Origin of the sequence: Streptomyces sp. NPDC002884 (assembly GCF_040295245.1) — a bacterium.
In the GTDB taxonomy this organism is placed as follows: Bacteria; Actinomycetota; Actinomycetes; order Streptomycetales; family Streptomycetaceae; genus Streptomyces.
Window position 1 is genome coordinate 23,944 of record NZ_JBEOVB010000014.1, and the last position, 15,847, is coordinate 39,790.

Consider the following 15,847-nt stretch of genomic DNA (forward strand, 5'->3'; position numbering starts at 1 on the left):
CGTGGCGGGGGCGGGGAAAGTTCACCTATCAGGGTGGCCGGCGGTGGTGGGAGACCGGCGTGGCGGGGGTGGGCAGGGTGAATCGGGCGGCCCGGGTTGACGCCGGTGAGGGTGTGGGCGGGGGCCCGAAAGGGGACGGCCGCACGTATCCTGAAGGCTCTCGGGGAGACGCGGAACCGCCCCTCCCCGGAGCACCGAGTCCGAGCCTGCGACCACGAAAGAGCGGCCACCCATGCGCGTCTACGTCCCCCTGACCCTCCCCGGTCTCGCCGAGGCGCACAAGACGGGTGAGCTGGGGTCCGGGCCGCTCGTCGCGTACGCCGTCACGCCCGCGTTGCGCGAGTGGTATCTCTCCGAGGACATCGAGGAGCTGGAGTACGCGGCGCTCAGCAGGGCCGCGCTCGCCTCGCTGCGGTTGCTCGCGGCGGATCAGGGCGCCCCGCGGCGCCGGGTCGTCGTCGCCGTGGACGTACCCGACCGTGTGGCCGCCGTGGACCCCGACCGGGGGCTCGATCCGGCGGCGCTGGGCGAGGTGCGGGTGACGGGCGCCGTGCCGCTGGCCAAGGCGGCCGCGGTCCACGTCGACGCCGGGGAGGCGGAGGCGGACGTGACGGCCGCGGCGGAGGCGCTCGCGGCGGCGGACGGCGGGGACGACGACGCGCAGTTCGTCGTGGACGGGGCCGAGGACCATGAGCTGTTGTGGTTCGCCAGGCAGGAGATCCCGACTCTGGTGGGGTCGGGCGACTGAGTTCGCCAGGCCGGCTGCTGATTGTCGGCCGACGGCTGCTGCTGCCGCCGCTGCCGCTGCTGGCGTTGCCACTGTCACTGCCACTGGTGCCGACTGCCGACTGGCGACCGCTGACGTGCTTGTTTTTGTCGGCTGTCCGCCTGCCTGGTCAGGTGGCTTCGAGGGCGATCGGCCGTCGCTTCGGTCGGTCACTTGATTGTCGGTGGTGGCGGGTACGTTTGCAGGTATGGGGAAGCAGGAAGCGGCGCACATCGTCTGGGACTGGAACGGGACGCTGTTCCACGACAACGACGCGATCATCGGGGCGACGAACGCGGCATTCGTCGAGCTGGGGCTGGAGCCCATCACGCTGGAGCGGTACCGGGCGCTGTACTGCGTTCCGGTGCCGAAGTTCTACGAGAGGCTGATGGGAAGGCTGCCCACCGATGCCGAGTGGGAGGTCATGGACGACGTCTTCCATCGGTACTACGCCGAGCACCGGGTGGGGTGCGGGCTCACCGAGGGCGCGGTGGAGCTGCTCGCGGGGTGGCGGTCGGCGGGGCACAGCCAGTCCCTGCTGAGCATGTACGTACACGATGAACTCGTGCCGCTGGTCCGGGGATTCGGGATCGAGCCGCACTTCGTACGGGTCGAGGGGCGGACCGGGCCCTCCGGGGGCAGCAAGGCCGAGCACATGGTGCGGCACCTCGAGGCGCTGACCGGGGTGCAGGCGGCACGCACGGTGGTGATCGGGGATGCCGCCGACGACGCGGTGGCCGCGTTGCATGTGGGCGCGCGGGCCGTCCTGTACACCGGCGGGTCGCACAGTCGGGCCAGCCTGGAGGGGGTGGGGGTGCCCGTGGTGGACACGCTGGGGGAGGCGGTGGAGCTCGCGGGGCGGTTGGCCACGGCCGCGTAGGGGGCTCCAGGGTTTGGCGTAGGCGTCTCAAGGGTTTGGCGTAGGGGTCTCAGGGGTTTTGTGGGTGGCCGCATCCAGCGTCGGATCGGGTGCGGCGTCCTGAGGGCGCCGCACCTGTTGAGGCCTGGGGGCTTGGGGGGCCGGGGGCCAGGGGGTCGCAGTCCCGGGACCCGGGGGCCTGGGGTCGGGCCGCGTGGGGTGGGTCAGGTCAGGTCACGTCACCGGTGCCTTGCTGCGCAGCACCTTCAGGAACTCACGCATCCAGGCCGGGTGGTCCGGCCAGGCGCGGGCGGAGACCAGGGTGCCGTCGACCACCGCCTCGGCGTCCTGGAAGGTGGCGCCCGCCGACTGCATGTCGAGCTCCAGCGCCGGGTACGCCGTGACGCGTCGGCCATGGAGCGCGTCGGCGGCCGCGGTGAGCAGGGGGCCGTGGCAGATCTGGGCGACCGGTTTGTCGGCGTCGAAGAACGACTTGAGGATCTTGCGGAGCTCGGGGTCGTTGCGGAGGTACTCGGGGGCCCGGCCGCCGGGGATGACGACGGCGGCGTACTGGCCGGGGTCGACCTCGGAGAAGGCGAGGTCGGCGGGCCAGGTGTACCCGGGCTTCTCGGTGTAGGTGTCGAAGCCGGGTTCGAAGTCGTGGACGACGAACTGGAGCTTCTTGCGGGCGGGGGCGGCGATGTGGACCTCGTAGCCCTCCTCGCGCAGACGCTGGTAGGGGTAGAGGACTTCCAGGGATTCCGCTGCGTCGCCGGTGACGATGAGGATCTTCGCGGTCATGGTGGGTGGCTCCTCTCGGGCGGGCGTTGCCATGGGGCAACGTGCCTCTTGGGGGGTGGGCTTGCCAAGAGGGCGCTTTCAGCGTCCCGCGGGGTGGGGTCGGCGTCGACTTTTCTCGCCCCCGCCGCCCCTACCTGTCCCATCCCAGGGGCTCCGCCCCAGCGACCCCACCAGCGGCTCCGCCCCTGCACCCCTGCGGGGACTGCGTCCCCCGCACCCGCGGGCGGCCTCTGTGCCGTGCACCCCTGCGCGACTCCGTTCCTCCGTCTCCCCCCGTCCACTCCCCCCGTCCACTCCCCCCGTCCCCCCCGTCTCCCCGTCCCCTTGCCACCCGCCCCATCCCACGTCTCACCCCGGTTTGGCTCTGTGCAGAACGGCAAAGTTGGGGGCTCTGTTTTGTACACATACGGCTCATGACGGGAGGCCCGGGAGGGGCGATAGCCTTGGTGGCGTGATCAGCGCGATAGCTCGCGGGGGCGTTGTTGCCCCTGCCCTGCGCCCGGTGTGTGCGGACCATCTCCGCAGCCGGGCGGCGGACGCTGGTCGGCGCGGGCGGGACGGGGCCGAAAGGGCCCCCAGGACGCCGTGCACCCCCCGGATGCATCTGGCGCGGAGAGCAGCGTCACACCCGGGAGCGGTGTCGAGAATGGCTGATAACCCCCCGCTCATCTCACCTTGCGGCATAGCGTCGGAGCAGACCGGAGACCCCGGGCCGTGGCGTCGAGCCGCAGGGGAAGAGACCGTACTTCCTTCTACGTCACGCAACGGCGCGCGACAGGAGCCAGAGGACAATGCAGACCAAGCTGGACGAAGCCAAGGCCGAGCTGCTCGAGAGGGCGGCGCGGGTCGCTGAGAACAGCCCGGTCGGGGGGCATCTACCGACTGGGACGACGGGCGAGGGTGGCGTTGCTCCGGGGACCCCGGACCACGACTCCCTCCTCGCGTTCCTGCAGCGCTACTACCTGCACACCGCCCCGGAGGACCTGAGCGGCCGTGACCCGGTCGACGTCTTCGGAGCCGCGCTCTCGCACTACCGGCTGGCCGAGAACCGGCCGCAGGGGACGGCCAACGTAAGGGTGCACACCCCTACCGTCGAGGAGAACGGGTGGACGTGCAGTCACTCGGTCGTCGAGGTCGTGACCGACGACATGCCGTTCCTCGTCGACTCGGTCACCAATGAGCTGACCCGGCAGGGGCGGGGGATCCACCTCGTCATCCACCCGCAGGTCGTCGTGCGGCGGGATGTGGCCGGCAAGCTCATCGAGGTGCTCAGCACCCCGCCCGCCGTGGGGGACCTGCCGCACGACGGGCATGTCGAGTCGTGGATCCACGTCGAGATCGACCGTGAGACCGACCGTGCCGACCTGAAGCAGATCACCGCCGACCTGGTGCGCGTCCTGTCCGACGTGCGGGAGGCCGTCGAGGACTGGGAGAAGATGCGGGACACCGCGATGCGGGTCGCCGATCAGCTCCAGGAGGAGCCCGTCCCCGGTGATCTGGCGCGGCCGGAGGTCGACGAGGCCCGCGAGCTGCTGCGCTGGCTGGCCGCCGACCACTTCACGTTCCTCGGCTACCGGGAGTACCAGCTGCGCGGGGACGACTCCCTCGCCGCCGTCCCCGGTACCGGGCTCGGCATTCTGCGTTCCGACCCGCAGCACGCCGACACCGACAGCCACCACAGCCACCCCGTCAGCCCTTCCTTCGAGCGGCTGCCCGCCGATGCCCGTGCCAAGGCGCGTGAGCACAAGCTGCTGGTGCTGACCAAGGCGAACAGCCGGGCCACCGTGCACCGGCCCTCCTACCTCGACTACGTCGGAGTGAAGAAGTTCGACAAGGACGGGAACGTCGTCGGGGAGCGTCGGTTCCTCGGGCTGTTCTCCTCCGCCGCCTACACCGAGTCCGTGGTGCGGGTGCCGGTCGTGCGGCGCAAGGTCGCGGCGGTGCTGAAGGGCGCCGGCTTCTCGCCCAACAGCCACGACGGGCGCGACCTGCTCCAGATCATGGAGACCTACCCGCGCGACGAGCTCTTCCAGACGCCGGTGGACGAACTCCGGGCCATCGTCACGTCCGTGCTCTATCTCCAGGAGCGGCGCAGGCTGCGGCTGTACCTGCGGCAGGACGAGTACGGGCGCTACTACTCGGCGATCGTCTACCTGCCCCGCGACCGCTACACGACGGGTGTGCGGCTGCGGATCATCGACATCCTGAAGGAGGAGCTGGGCGGGACGAACGTCGACTTCACCGCCTGGAACACCGAGTCGATCCTGTCCCGGCTGCACTTCGTCGTCCGGGTCCCGCAGGGCACCGAGCTGCCGGAGCTGTCCGACACCGACAAGGAGCGCATCGAGGCGCGACTCGTCGAGGCGGCCCGTTCCTGGGCCGACGCCTTCCAGGAGGCGCTCAACGCCGAACTCGGCGAGGAGCGGGCCGCGGAGCTGCTGCGCCGCTACAACAGTGCCTTCGCCGAGGGCTACAAGGCCGACCACAGCCCGCGTTCCGCCGTCGCCGACCTCTGCCATCTGGAGCGGCTCACGGAGGAGCGGAACTTCTCGCTCAGCCTGTACGAGCCGGTGGGCGCCGCGCCCGGCGAGCGCCGTTTCAAGATCTACCGCAAGGGTGACGCGATCTCCCTGTCGGCCGTGCTGCCGGTCCTGAACCGGCTCGGTGTCGAGGTGATCGACGAGCGGCCGTACGAACTGCGCTGCTCGGACCGCAGCAACGCCTGGATCTACGACTTCGGTCTGCGTATCCCCAAGTCGCTGGCGGGTCCCGGCGGGGGGCTCGGTGACGACGGGCGTGAGCGGTTCCAGGAGGCGTTCTCGGCGACCTGGACCGGCAAGGCGGAGAACGACGGGTTCAACGCGCTGGTGCTGGGCGCCGGGCTGCACTGGCGGCAGGCGATGGTGCTGCGCGCGTACGCCAAGTACCTGCGCCAGGCCGGGTCCACGTTCAGCCAGGACTACATGGAGGACACCCTCCGGACCAACGTCCACACCACGCGGCTGCTCGTGTCGTTGTTCGAGGCGCGGATGTCGCCCGACCGGCAGCGTGCCGGGCACGAGATCGTCGACGCGCTGCTCGAGGAGCTGGACGCCGCTCTCGACCAGGTGGCGTCGCTCGACGAGGACCGGATCCTGCGGTCCTTCCTCACCGTCATCAAGGCGACCCTGCGGACGAACTTCTTCCAGGAGCGCGCGGGCGGCGAGCCGCACGACTACGTGTCCATGAAGTTCGACCCGCAGGCCATCCCGGATCTGCCGGCGCCCCGGCCCGCGTTCGAGATCTGGGTGTACTCGCCGCAGGTGGAGGGCGTGCACCTGCGGTTCGGGAAGGTCGCGCGCGGTGGTCTGCGCTGGTCCGACCGGCGTGAGGACTTCCGTACCGAGGTGCTCGGGCTGGTGAAGGCGCAGATGGTGAAGAACACCGTCATCGTGCCGGTCGGCGCCAAGGGCGGCTTCGTCGCCAAGCAGCTGCCCGACCCGGGTGTGGACCGTGACGCGTGGCTGGCCGAGGGCATCGCCAGCTACAGGACGTTCATCTCGGCGCTGCTCGACATCACCGACAACATGGTCGGCGGGGAGGTCGTGCCGCCGGCCGACGTCGTGCGGCACGACGAGGACGACACCTACCTGGTGGTCGCCGCCGACAAGGGCACGGCGACGTTCTCGGACATCGCCAACGAGGTCGCCGAGTCGTACAACTTCTGGCTCGGCGACGCCTTCGCCTCCGGCGGCTCGGCCGGCTACGACCACAAGGGCATGGGCATCACCGCCCGCGGCGCCTGGGAGTCCGTGAAGCGGCACTTCCGGGAGCTGGGCGTGAACACGCAGGCCGAGGACTTCACGGTCGTCGGCATCGGTGACATGTCCGGTGACGTGTTCGGCAACGGCATGCTGCTCAGCGAGCACATCCGTCTGGTCGCCGCCTTCGACCACCGGCACATCTTCATCGACCCGAGGCCGGACGCGGCGACCTCCTACGCCGAGCGCCGCCGGCTGTTCGAGCTGCCCCGCTCCAGCTGGGCGGACTACAACGGCGATCTGATCTCCGCCGGCGGCGGTGTCTTCCCGCGTGCGGCGAAGGCGATCCCGGTCAACGGTCACATCCGGGAGGCCCTGGGCATCGAGGCGGGCGTCACCAAGCTGACCCCGGCCGACCTGATGAAGGCGATCCTGCGGGCGCAGGTGGACCTGCTGTGGAACGGCGGCATCGGCACGTACGTGAAGTCCGGCGCGGAGTCGAACGCGGACGTCGGTGACAAGGCCAACGACCCGATCCGGGTGGACGGCGCCGATCTGCGCGTCAAGGTCGTCGGCGAGGGCGGCAACCTGGGACTGACCCAGCTCGGCCGGATCGAGTTCGCGCTGCACGGCGGCAAGATCAACACGGATGCCATCGACAACAGCGCGGGCGTGGACACCTCCGACCACGAGGTGAACATCAAGATCCTGCTGAACGGTCTGGTCCGTGAGGGCGACATGACCGTCAAGCAGCGCAACAAGGTGCTCGCGGAGATGACCGACGAGGTCGGCGCTCTGGTCCTGCGCAACAACTACGCGCAGAACACGGCGATCGCCAACGCCCTCGCCCAGTCCAAGGACATGCTCCACGCCCAGCAGCGCTTCATGCGTCACCTGGTGAGGGAGAAGCACCTGGACCGGGCCCTGGAGTTCCTGCCCACCGACCGGCAGATCCGTGAGCGTCTCGGCGCCGGCCAGGGCCTCACCAGCCCGGAGACGGCCGTCCTGATGGCCTACACGAAGATCACGGTGTCGGACGAGCTGCTGCACACCTCGCTGCCCGACGACCTGTACCTGCGCGGTCTGCTGCACGCGTACTTCCCGACGGCGTTGCGCGAGCGGTTCCCCGAGGGCATCGACAGTCACCCGCTGCGCCGTGAGATCACCACGACCGTCCTGGTCAACGACACGGTCAACACGGGCGGTACGACGTATCTGCACCGGCTGCGGGAGGAGACCGGCGCCTCGCTGGAGGAGATCGTGCGGGCCCAGACCGCGGCCCGGGCGATCTTCCGCTCGTCGCCGGTGTGGGACGCGGTGGAGGATCTCGACAACCAGGTCGAGGCCGAGGTGCAGACCCGTATCCGGCTGCACTCGCGGCGGCTCGTCGAGCGCGGTACGCGCTGGCTGCTGAACAACCGGCCGCAGCCGCTGCAGCTCGCCGAGACCGTCGACTTCTTCGCCGAGCGGGTCGAGCAGGTGTGGTCGCAGCTGACGAAGCTGCTGCGGGGCGCGGACCTGGAGTGGTGGCAGCGGATCCACGACGAGCTGGCCGACGCCGGTGTCCCGGACGAGCTGGCCACCCGGGTGGCCGGGTTCTCCTCGGCCTTCCCGGCGCTGGACATCGTCTCGGTGGCCGACCGTATGGGGCGGGACCCGCTGGACGTCGCCGACGTCTACTACGACCTCGCGGACCGTCTGCACATCACCCAGCTCATGGACCGCATCATCGACCTGCCGCGTGCCGATCGCTGGCAGTCCATGGCCCGCGCCTCCATCCGTGAGGACCTGTACGCGGCCCATGCGGCGCTGACGGCGGACGTGCTGGCCGTCGGCAACGGCACCTCGACGCCCGAGCAGCGTTTCGAGGCGTGGGACGAGAAGAACGCGGCGATCCTGGGCCGGGCGCGTACGACGCTGGAGGAGATCCAGAGCTCGGAGACGTTCGACCTGGCCAATCTGTCGGTGGCCATGCGGACGATGCGTACGCTGCTGAGGACGCACTCGTAGGCGCCGCCCGTAAGCACGCGTAAGGGCAGGTCAGCACACGGGAGACAGGGGTGCCCCCGAGCCGTCGAGGCTCGGGGGCACCCCTCGTGTGTCCGTCGTTCCGTCAGGCGGGCTTCGGCCTGGGCTTCTTCTTCTTGTCCCCGGTGAAGTCCTCGTACGCCTCGAGGACTTCCTCCGTCGGGCCGTCCATGCGCAGTTCGCCGCGCTCCAGCCACAGCACGCGGTCGCAGGTTTCGCGGATCGCGGCGTTGCTGTGGCTGACCAGGAAGACCGTGCCGGCGTGCGCGCGCATCTCCTGGATGCGCTCCGCCGACCGTGCCTGGAACCGCGCGTCGCCGGTCGACAGCGCCTCGTCGATGAGGAGTACGTCGTGGTCCTTGGCGGCGGCGATGGAGAAGCGCAGCCGGGAGCCCATGCCGGAGGAGTAGGTGCGCATCGGCAGGGAGATGAAGTCGCCCTTCTCGTTGATGCCGGAGAAGTCGACGATCTCCTGGTAGCGCTCCTTGATCTGCTCGCGTGTCATCCCCATGGCGAGCCCGCCGAGGTAGACGTTGCGTTCGCCGGTCAGATCGCCCATCAGGGCCGCGTTGACGCCGAGGAGCGAGGGCTGGCCGTCGGTGTAGATCTTGCCGTTCTCCACCGGCTGCAGGCCCGCGATCCCCTTGAGCAGGGTCGACTTGCCGGAACCGTTGGTGCCGATGAGGCCGATCGCCTCGCCCTTGTACGCGACGAAGGTGACGTTCTTGACGGCGTGCACCACGCGCATGCCGGCGGCCTTCTGGGCCTGCCCGGGGCGGATGATGCGGTTGAGGGCCGCCGTCGCGCTGCCCCGGCCGCTGCCGGTGCCGTTGATCCGGTAGACGATGTCGACGCCGTCCGCGATGACGGTGGGGGCCCGCTCGTCGACGGGCTCGGTGGGCGCGGTGGGCGCGGTGCGCGTTGCGTTCTCAGCCACGGCCGTACGTCTCCTCAGCCTTCCAGAAGTAGATGAAGCCGCCGACGCCGGCGAGCAGCGCCCAGCCGGTCGCGACCAGCCACACGTGGGGCGGCAGCTGGCTCGCGTGGAAGCTGTCGATCAGCGCGAAGCGCATCAGGTCGATGTAGACGGCGGCGGGGTTGGCCCGCAGCAGGTCGGCGACCCAGGCGGGCATGCCCTGGTGCTTCTCGAGCAGGTTGTCGATGCTCCACATCACGCCCGAGATGTACATCCAGGTGCGCAGGATGAACGGCATCAGCTGGGAGATGTCCGGGGTGTTCGCGCCGAGCCGGGCCAGGATCATCGAGACGCCGGCGTTGAAGACGAACTGGAGCGTCAGGGCCGGGATGACGAGGACCCAGGACAGCGCCGGCGGCACGCCCACGGCGAACAGGATGATCAGCAGGGCGGCCATCGAGAACAGCAGCTGCTGGAGCTGCTGGAGGCAGAACGAGATCGGCAGGGCGGCCCGGGGGAAGTGCAGGGCCCGCACCAGACCGATGCTGCCGCCGATGGCCCGGGTGCCCGCCATGATCGAGCTCTGGGTGAACGTCCAGACGAACACGCCCGTGACCAGGAACGGGATGAAGTCCGCCACGCCCTTCTTGGTCTCCAGCAGGACACCGAAGATGAAGTAGTAGACCGCCGCGTTCAGCAGCGGGGTCATCACCTGCCAGACCTGGCCCAGCTTCGCCTGGCTGTACTGGGCGGTGAGCTTGGCGGTGGCGAACGCGGTGATGAAGTGGCGGCGCGCCCAGAGCTGGCGGATGTACTCGGGCAGGGACGGGCGGGCACCGCTGACCGTGAGGCCGTGACGGGCGGCCAGAGCCGCGAGGTCGCCGTGGGGGGCGGCCTGTGTCTGGGGCGGTGTGTGGAGGACCTGACTCACATCCGCTGCTTTCGCTCGGGGGAAGGGGGTGCGGGCGGCGGCGTTTCCGTGGCCGCTCGACGTTTCCTTACGCTTTTCTTTACGTTTTCTTACGTCGGAACGGGACCGTATCGTCGCAACGTGAGAGTAGGCCGATTCGTCGTCGGAACGCAACCGTTTCGTCGTAACGCCCTATGCTGGTACGCATGACGACGAACGCCGATGGACCCCAGGTGCGCCCGCGCCGCCGGGCCCCCGCGGGCGCGGCCGTGCTCCGCGAGGACGTGACGGAGGCCATCCGGGCCGCCGTGTTCGAGGAACTCGCGACCGTCGGCTACGCGCGGATGTCCATCGAGGGCATCGCCCGGCGCGCCGGGGTGGGCAAGACCGCGGTGTACCGGCGCTGGCGCTCCAAGCTGCACCTGGTCCTCGACATCGTCTCGGTGATCGCCGTGCAGGGGCTGCCGGCCCCGGAGACGGGCAGCCTGGAGGGTGATCTGCGCATGCTCTACGAGGTGAGCTCCCGGGCTCTGCGGCATCCGGTGGCCTCGCAGATCATCCCCGACCTCCAGGCCGAGGCGGCCCGCAACCCGGAGATCGCCGAGGCCCTGCAGAAGGCGCTGAAGCAGGGGCAGGAGGAGGTCGCCCTGAAGATCGTGGCCGCCGCGGAACAGCGCGGCGAGGTCCGCCAGGGCCTGAACGAGGAGCTGGCGCTCGATCTGATCTCGGGTCCGCTTTACTGGCGTTCGGTGGTGATCCGCAGCCCGAAGCTGCCCAAGGGGTACCTGGGCGCGCTGGCTCGTGCGACCACCGAGGCGATCAAGGCGCTGTGAGCGGCGCGGACGCCGTGACGGGAGTCGAGGTGGCATGAGAGTCGTTTTGGCCGAGGACAACGCCCTGCTGCGGGAGGGTCTGGTCCTGCTGCTGACATCGGCGGGACACGAGGTGGTGGCCGTCGTCGGCTCCGGCCCCGAGGTCCTTCCGGCGCTGCTCCAGCACCGGCCGGACGTGGCGGTGCTCGACGTACGGATGCCGCCGGGCTTCCGCGACGAGGGGCTGCGGGCCGCGCTGGAGGCCCGCGAGAGGATTCCCGGCCTGCCGGTGCTGGTGCTCTCCCAGTACGTCGAGGAGTCCTACGCCGCCGAGCTGCTGGGCGGGGGCGCGAGCGGGGTCGGCTATCTGCTGAAGGACCGCGTGGGCCGGGTCGACGAGTTCCTCGACGCCCTGGAGCGGGTCGCCTCCGGCGGTACGGCGCTCGACCCCGAGGTCGTCACGGAGCTGATGTCCCGCCGCCGCGACTCGCCGCTGGACTCGCTCACACCGCGTGAGCGCGAGGTGCTGAAGCTCATGGCCGAGGGCCGCGACAACACGACCATCGCCGGCGCCCTCGTCATCACCGAACGGTCCGTCAGCAAACACATCGGCAACGTGTTCCTGAAGCTGAGTCTCCCCCCGAGCGACAGCGGCCACCGACGCGTGCTGGCCGTACTGGCGTATCTGAACAACGCCTGACCCGGGTGGACCGTCGCTCGGTTCGGACCGTCGCTCGGCTCGGACCGGCGCTCGGTTCGGACCGCCGCGGCGCTGTCGGTCCCGGCGCTGTGGGTCCCGGCGGCCACGGCGTCCGGCCGCCGGAGCCGCGCGGTGCGGGCCGGGGCGTCACGCGTTCTCCGGCTCCTCCTCCAGGGCCGCCGCGTCGAGGGCCGAGGTGAGCTGGTCGAGGTGTTCGCGCAGGTCGCGGATCTCGTCCAGGTCGAACCCGGTCGCCGAAACGATCCGGCGCGGCACCCGCAGCGCCCGCTCGCGCAGCGCGACGCCCTCCTCGGTGAGCCGGATCTCCACCGAGCGCTCGTCACGGGAGCTGCGCTCCCTGCGCACCAGGCCGGCCGTCTCCAGCCGCTTGAGCAGCGGGGAGAGCGTGCCGGAGTCGAGGCGCAGGTGCTCGCCGAGCTTCTTGACGGGCAGCTCGCCGTGCTCCCACAGGACCAGCAGCACCAGGTACTGGGGGTAGGTCAGTCCGAGTTCCTTGAGGATCACGCGGTAGACGCCGTTGAAGGCGCGCGAGGCGGCGTGCAGGGAGAAGCAGATCTGGCTGTCCAGGCGGAGCCAGTTCTCCTCGGCGTTCTCCTGCGCTGCGGGTGTGGGCGTCGCGGTCATGTCTCCAGGGTAGCTCCAGCGAGCCATTTAGTTGTGCACAACTTAATTGTGTGCTCTACTTATCTCCGTGAGGCGGTCCGGACGCGAACGGCGCGAGGGCCGGCCACCCCCCGACACGACTTCCGAGAGGGATGGTTCATCCATGGACGCGCTCTACACCGCAGTCGCCACCGCCACCCACGGCCGCGACGGTCGCGCCGTCTCCTCCGACGGCAAGATCGACCTCCAGCTGGCCCCGCCGGTGGAGCTGGGCGGCAACGGTCAGGGCACCAACCCCGAGCAGCTCTTCGCCGCCGGTTACGCGGCCTGCTTCGGCAGCGCCCTTGGTCTCGTCGGCCGTCAGGCGAAGGTCGACGTCACCGACGCCGCCGTGACCGCGGAGGTCGGCATAGGCAAGCAGGGCGAGGGCTTCGGCCTCAAGGTGACGCTGCGCGTCGAGCTGCCCGAGGGCCTGGACGAGGCGACCGGCCGCAAGCTGGTCGAGACCGCCCACCAGGTCTGCCCCTACTCCAACGCCACCCGCGGCAACATCGAGGTCGACCTCGTCATCGAGTAGTCACCGGCCGCTGTGACCGCCGACCCGCATCCGAACGGTACGGCGGTCCAGCGGCTCAGTGGTGCGGCGGTTCAGGGACGCAGCGATTCAGTGGTTCCCGACCCGTGCCAGCACCTCCCCCGTCCGCCGGCTCCACGCCACCACCACGGCCTCCTCGGGCACCGGGTGCCAGCGCGTCAGGAGCAGCCAGCGGATGCGGTAGCGGTGGGCGATCCCCACCCGCTCGGCGCGGGTCGACCCGCGGGAGAGGTAGGTGTGCACGTCGTCGAGCCGCCGTAGCCGCTCCCGTTCGTCCAGGGCCGCGTCCGGCCAGGCCGGCGCGGCCAGGTTCGGCCCGTACCCGGCGATCGTGTGCACCGCGTAGTACCCGTCGGTGACCACCACCTCGCCGGGCCCGATGTACCGCGCGGCCCAGTCGTACGAGGGCCAGCGCGGCGGCGGTTCGAAGCCGACCGGGTCCAGCGCGCGCGGCACGACCGCCCCCGCCTGCACCGTGAGGAAACCGAGGCAGGCCGCGCCCGCCGCGACCGCGCCCAGCACCCGCCGCCCAGGCCGCCACGGCCGGGGCGCCGCCAGTGCCACGGCCGGGGCGAACTGGAGCGGCACCAGGGTGAGCCCGAGGATCCGCCCGTAGGTGTAGTGGCCGCTGACGAAGCCGTACGCCACCACCAGGCACTCCAGGACGAACATCAGCACCAGTGGATCGCGCACCGAGCGGCGGCCCCGCGCCCACAGCGCCGGCAGTCCCAGCAGCGCCAGCCAGAAGTGGCCGGCCAGCCCGTCGTACAGCCGCCGGTGCATCGCGTCCACGCTGCCGTCCCCGGCCAGCTCGAACACGTCGAAGTACGGCCAGACCGCGGCCACCAGCAGCGCCGCGGCTCCTGCCGCCGCCCACCGGGCGGCAACCGCGGCCCGCCGGCCCCGCTGCCACCCCACGACGAAGGCCGCGCCCCCGGCCCCCGCCGCGACCGCCGTGATCGGATGCACCAGCAGGATCACCCCGTACAGCAGGCCCAGGGCCACGTACCCGGTGTAGCCGCGCAGCCCGCTCGGCCCCACGTACCGCACCCGACGCGCGTCACGCGCGCGCGTGCCCGTCAGCGCCCACGCCCAGAAGGCGAGCCCGATGGCGAAGGTGGACGGGTAGCCGAGGTTGCCGGTCATCGACATCAGACCCAGGTAGCCGCTCCACCAGGCCCGCTCGGTGCCCCACAGCAGTGTCATCGCCGCCAGTGCGAGCACCGGCGCCCACGGCCTCGGCGTCAGCACGCGCGTGAAGCGGCCGATGCCGGTCAGCAGCACCAGCAGGTTCACCGGGCCGGCGACCCGCAGCACCTCCCAGCCCGTCAGCCCGGTCACCCGGGCGAACGCGCCCTCCGCCACCGCGTACGGCGAGTAGTACGGGCTGCCCGCACCCGGCAGATCGCCCATGGGGTGCCGCGGGTCCAGCAGGCGGTCCTTCAGGCGCTCGACGACCGCCGCGTGCTGGCCGGCGTCGCAGCACTGCGGCACCCGCCAGTACGCCAGCGACATCACCAGCCAGAACAGGAAGCCGAGGGCCTGGTACGGGGTCGGCCGCCACCCCCGCCCGCCGTGCAGCGCCGTCACGCCGAGCGCGGGCCGCCGGGTCAGGACACCGGTGCTCAACGGACCGCACCGGACCGGACCGCACCGGACCCGGCCGGGCCGCATCCGGCCGTACCGGACCGGGCCGCGCCGGGGAGGGAGGGGAACAGGGAACCGGGCAGGGAACGCGACCGCGCACCGTACCGGGGTCCGAGCTGGGCAAAGAGGGGCATTGGCCGTATCTTCCCGCCCGGTCAACGGCCTTGCCGAAAGTCACCTCAAGGAGTGAGCCCGATCGGCCCCTTCCTGGACCGGCAGGGCCACCCGCCCCCGCAGCACGGGCTCGAGCAGCAGCGGCACCCCCAGCACCGGCAGCAGCCACGCCAGCACGATCAGCCGGTCGCCCCAGATGGTGATGTCCGGGTGTCCGGCCTGGGTGAGGACCCCGGTGCAGGCGGCGCCGAGCACGAACACGCCGAACGCCCGCCGCCGTCCCCGGGCCACACCCCGGGCCCCGGCCGCCAGCGCGGCCACGAACAGCGGCTCCCACAGCTGCCGGCGCAGCCACTCCCGCCAGAAGTTTCCCTCGAGGCTCAGGAACTCCGGCCACACGCGCGTGCGGTCGGGCCGGTCGAAGTGGTGGGTCAGCAGATCCTGGAGGCTCTCCGCCTCGGACGGATAGTGCAGCAGCCTCGCCAGTACCAGCGTCCCCAGCACCCCGAAACCACCCGCGACGGTCACCGCGACCACCCCGGGCCCCGGCGGCCGGCCGCGCCGTGATCGCCGTACGGCGATCAGCGCGCCCGCCCCCGCGAGACACAGCCCGAGGAACAGCGCCTGCGAGTGCTTGACGGTGAACAGGGCGGCCAGCGAACCGCCGACCAGCCACGCCCCCGCACGCACCGCGCCGTCCAGTGCCAGCGCGCACCCCCACACCGCCGCCAGGGTCAGCGCCAGCATCAGACCCTCGGTCATCGGACGCATCGCGGTCGTGCCGCACGGCAGCACGTAGTACAGGGCCTGCCCGGTCAGACAGACGGAGGCCGGTGCGCGCAGGGTGCGCAGGATCAGGAACACCAGCACCCCGCCCGCCGCCGCCACGGCGACACCCGCCAGCCACACGCCCCAGGTCACGCCGAACAGCGTGATGAACGGCAGCAGGAACACCGGGTAGCCGGGGCGCGCCTCGAAGATCCGCATGAAGCGCTCCGGCATGAACGGCACGGTGTGCCCGCCGGTCTGCCCCGCCCTCAACCGCGCGTCGACGTTGCGCCACTCCCGCTTCCGGCATGCGGCGGCGACCCGGCGGCCGGGGTCGGGAGCGTCGAAGCGGAGCACGTCCACGCTCTGTCCGCGGGCCGCGGCCGAGGCCTCACCCGCGCAGGCGTAGTCGATGGTCACGGCCGCCGCCGCGCGTTTGCTCTCCCCGCGCAGACCCAGCGCGTACGACAGGTAGTTCTTGCTGTCCGGCGTGTCCCGGCCGGTCACGTTCGCGAGCTGGAGCAGCGCGAACACGGCGACCAGGACCAGCACCCAGGTGCGCGGCCG

At 71.0% G+C, this 15,847-nt stretch carries 12 protein-coding genes; 6 read left to right on the top strand and 6 right to left on the bottom strand.

The genetic code is table 11. The features are described 5' to 3' along the window. Window positions 1-232: 232 nt before the first annotated feature. Window positions 233-748 (top strand): DUF6912 family protein, encoded by a 516-nt coding sequence (locus tag ABT070_RS25975; protein WP_351764273.1) that lies wholly within the window; start codon window positions 233-235, stop codon window positions 746-748. 226 nt (window positions 749-974) lie between these two features. Continuing rightward, the gene (locus ABT070_RS25980) at window positions 975-1,646 is read left to right on the top strand and encodes an HAD family hydrolase (RefSeq protein WP_351764274.1); all 672 of its coding nucleotides are present in this window, start codon (window positions 975-977) and stop codon (window positions 1,644-1,646) included. Window positions 1,647-1,859: 213 nt separating this feature from the next. Here the strand turns inward: ABT070_RS25980 and ABT070_RS25985 are convergent, their stop codons facing one another. Continuing rightward, window positions 1,860-2,426 carry a DJ-1/PfpI family protein gene (locus ABT070_RS25985; RefSeq protein WP_351764275.1) on the bottom strand — a complete coding sequence of 189 codons (567 nt, stop codon included), beginning with the start codon at window positions 2,424-2,426 and terminating at the stop codon, window positions 1,860-1,862. 791 nt (window positions 2,427-3,217) lie between these two features. On the opposite strand from ABT070_RS25985, the gene ABT070_RS25990 reads away from it, so the two are divergent. Further along, complete coding sequence (locus tag ABT070_RS25990; RefSeq protein WP_351764276.1) at window positions 3,218-8,176, top strand: NAD-glutamate dehydrogenase; 4,959 nt, start codon at window positions 3,218-3,220, stop codon at window positions 8,174-8,176. A 103-nt stretch (window positions 8,177-8,279) separates the two neighbouring features. On the opposite strand, the gene ABT070_RS25995 is transcribed toward ABT070_RS25990, so the two are convergent. Together ABT070_RS25995 and ABT070_RS26000 are read right to left on the bottom strand one after the other, a co-directional pair. Beyond that, entirely contained in the window at window positions 8,280-9,131 is an 852-nt protein-coding gene (locus ABT070_RS25995) for an ABC transporter ATP-binding protein (RefSeq protein WP_351764277.1), read from the bottom strand. Further along, window positions 9,124-10,041 carry an ABC transporter permease gene (locus ABT070_RS26000; protein ID WP_351764278.1) on the bottom strand — a complete coding sequence of 306 codons (918 nt, stop codon included), beginning with the start codon at window positions 10,039-10,041 and terminating at the stop codon, window positions 9,124-9,126. Before ABT070_RS26000 ends, ABT070_RS25995 begins: the two co-directional genes overlap by 8 nt. 173 nt (window positions 10,042-10,214) lie before the next feature. On the opposite strand from ABT070_RS26000, the gene ABT070_RS26005 reads away from it, so the two are divergent. Together ABT070_RS26005 and ABT070_RS26010 are read left to right on the top strand one after the other, a co-directional pair. Next, window positions 10,215-10,853 carry a TetR/AcrR family transcriptional regulator gene (locus tag ABT070_RS26005; protein ID WP_351764279.1) on the top strand — a complete coding sequence of 213 codons (639 nt, stop codon included), beginning with the start codon at window positions 10,215-10,217 and terminating at the stop codon, window positions 10,851-10,853. Window positions 10,854-10,887: 34 nt separating this feature from the next. Continuing rightward, window positions 10,888-11,532: a response regulator gene (locus ABT070_RS26010; protein WP_351764280.1), complete on the top strand. Its 645-nt coding sequence runs from the start codon at window positions 10,888-10,890 to the stop codon at window positions 11,530-11,532. Between the two features lie 147 nt (window positions 11,533-11,679). Here ABT070_RS26010 and ABT070_RS26015 read toward each other — a convergent pair whose 3' ends face one another. Beyond that, window positions 11,680-12,177, bottom strand: a complete 498-nt coding sequence (locus ABT070_RS26015) for a MarR family winged helix-turn-helix transcriptional regulator (protein ID WP_351764281.1) — start codon at window positions 12,175-12,177, stop codon at window positions 11,680-11,682. A 142-nt stretch (window positions 12,178-12,319) separates the two neighbouring features. Between ABT070_RS26015 and ABT070_RS26020 the strand changes: the two genes are divergently transcribed. After that, on the top strand, window positions 12,320-12,733 hold the full coding sequence (locus ABT070_RS26020; RefSeq protein WP_351764282.1) for an organic hydroperoxide resistance protein: 414 nt from the start codon (window positions 12,320-12,322) through the stop codon (window positions 12,731-12,733). Window positions 12,734-12,820: 87 nt separating this feature from the next. Here the strand turns inward: ABT070_RS26020 and ABT070_RS26025 are convergent, their stop codons facing one another. Continuing rightward, window positions 12,821-14,380, bottom strand: a complete 1,560-nt coding sequence (locus ABT070_RS26025; RefSeq protein WP_351764283.1) for a hypothetical protein — start codon at window positions 14,378-14,380, stop codon at window positions 12,821-12,823. A gap of 192 nt (window positions 14,381-14,572) precedes the next feature. After that, on the bottom strand, window positions 14,573-15,832 hold the full coding sequence (locus ABT070_RS26030; RefSeq protein WP_351764424.1) for a hypothetical protein: 1,260 nt from the start codon (window positions 15,830-15,832) through the stop codon (window positions 14,573-14,575). Window positions 15,833-15,847: the final 15 nt, after the last annotated feature.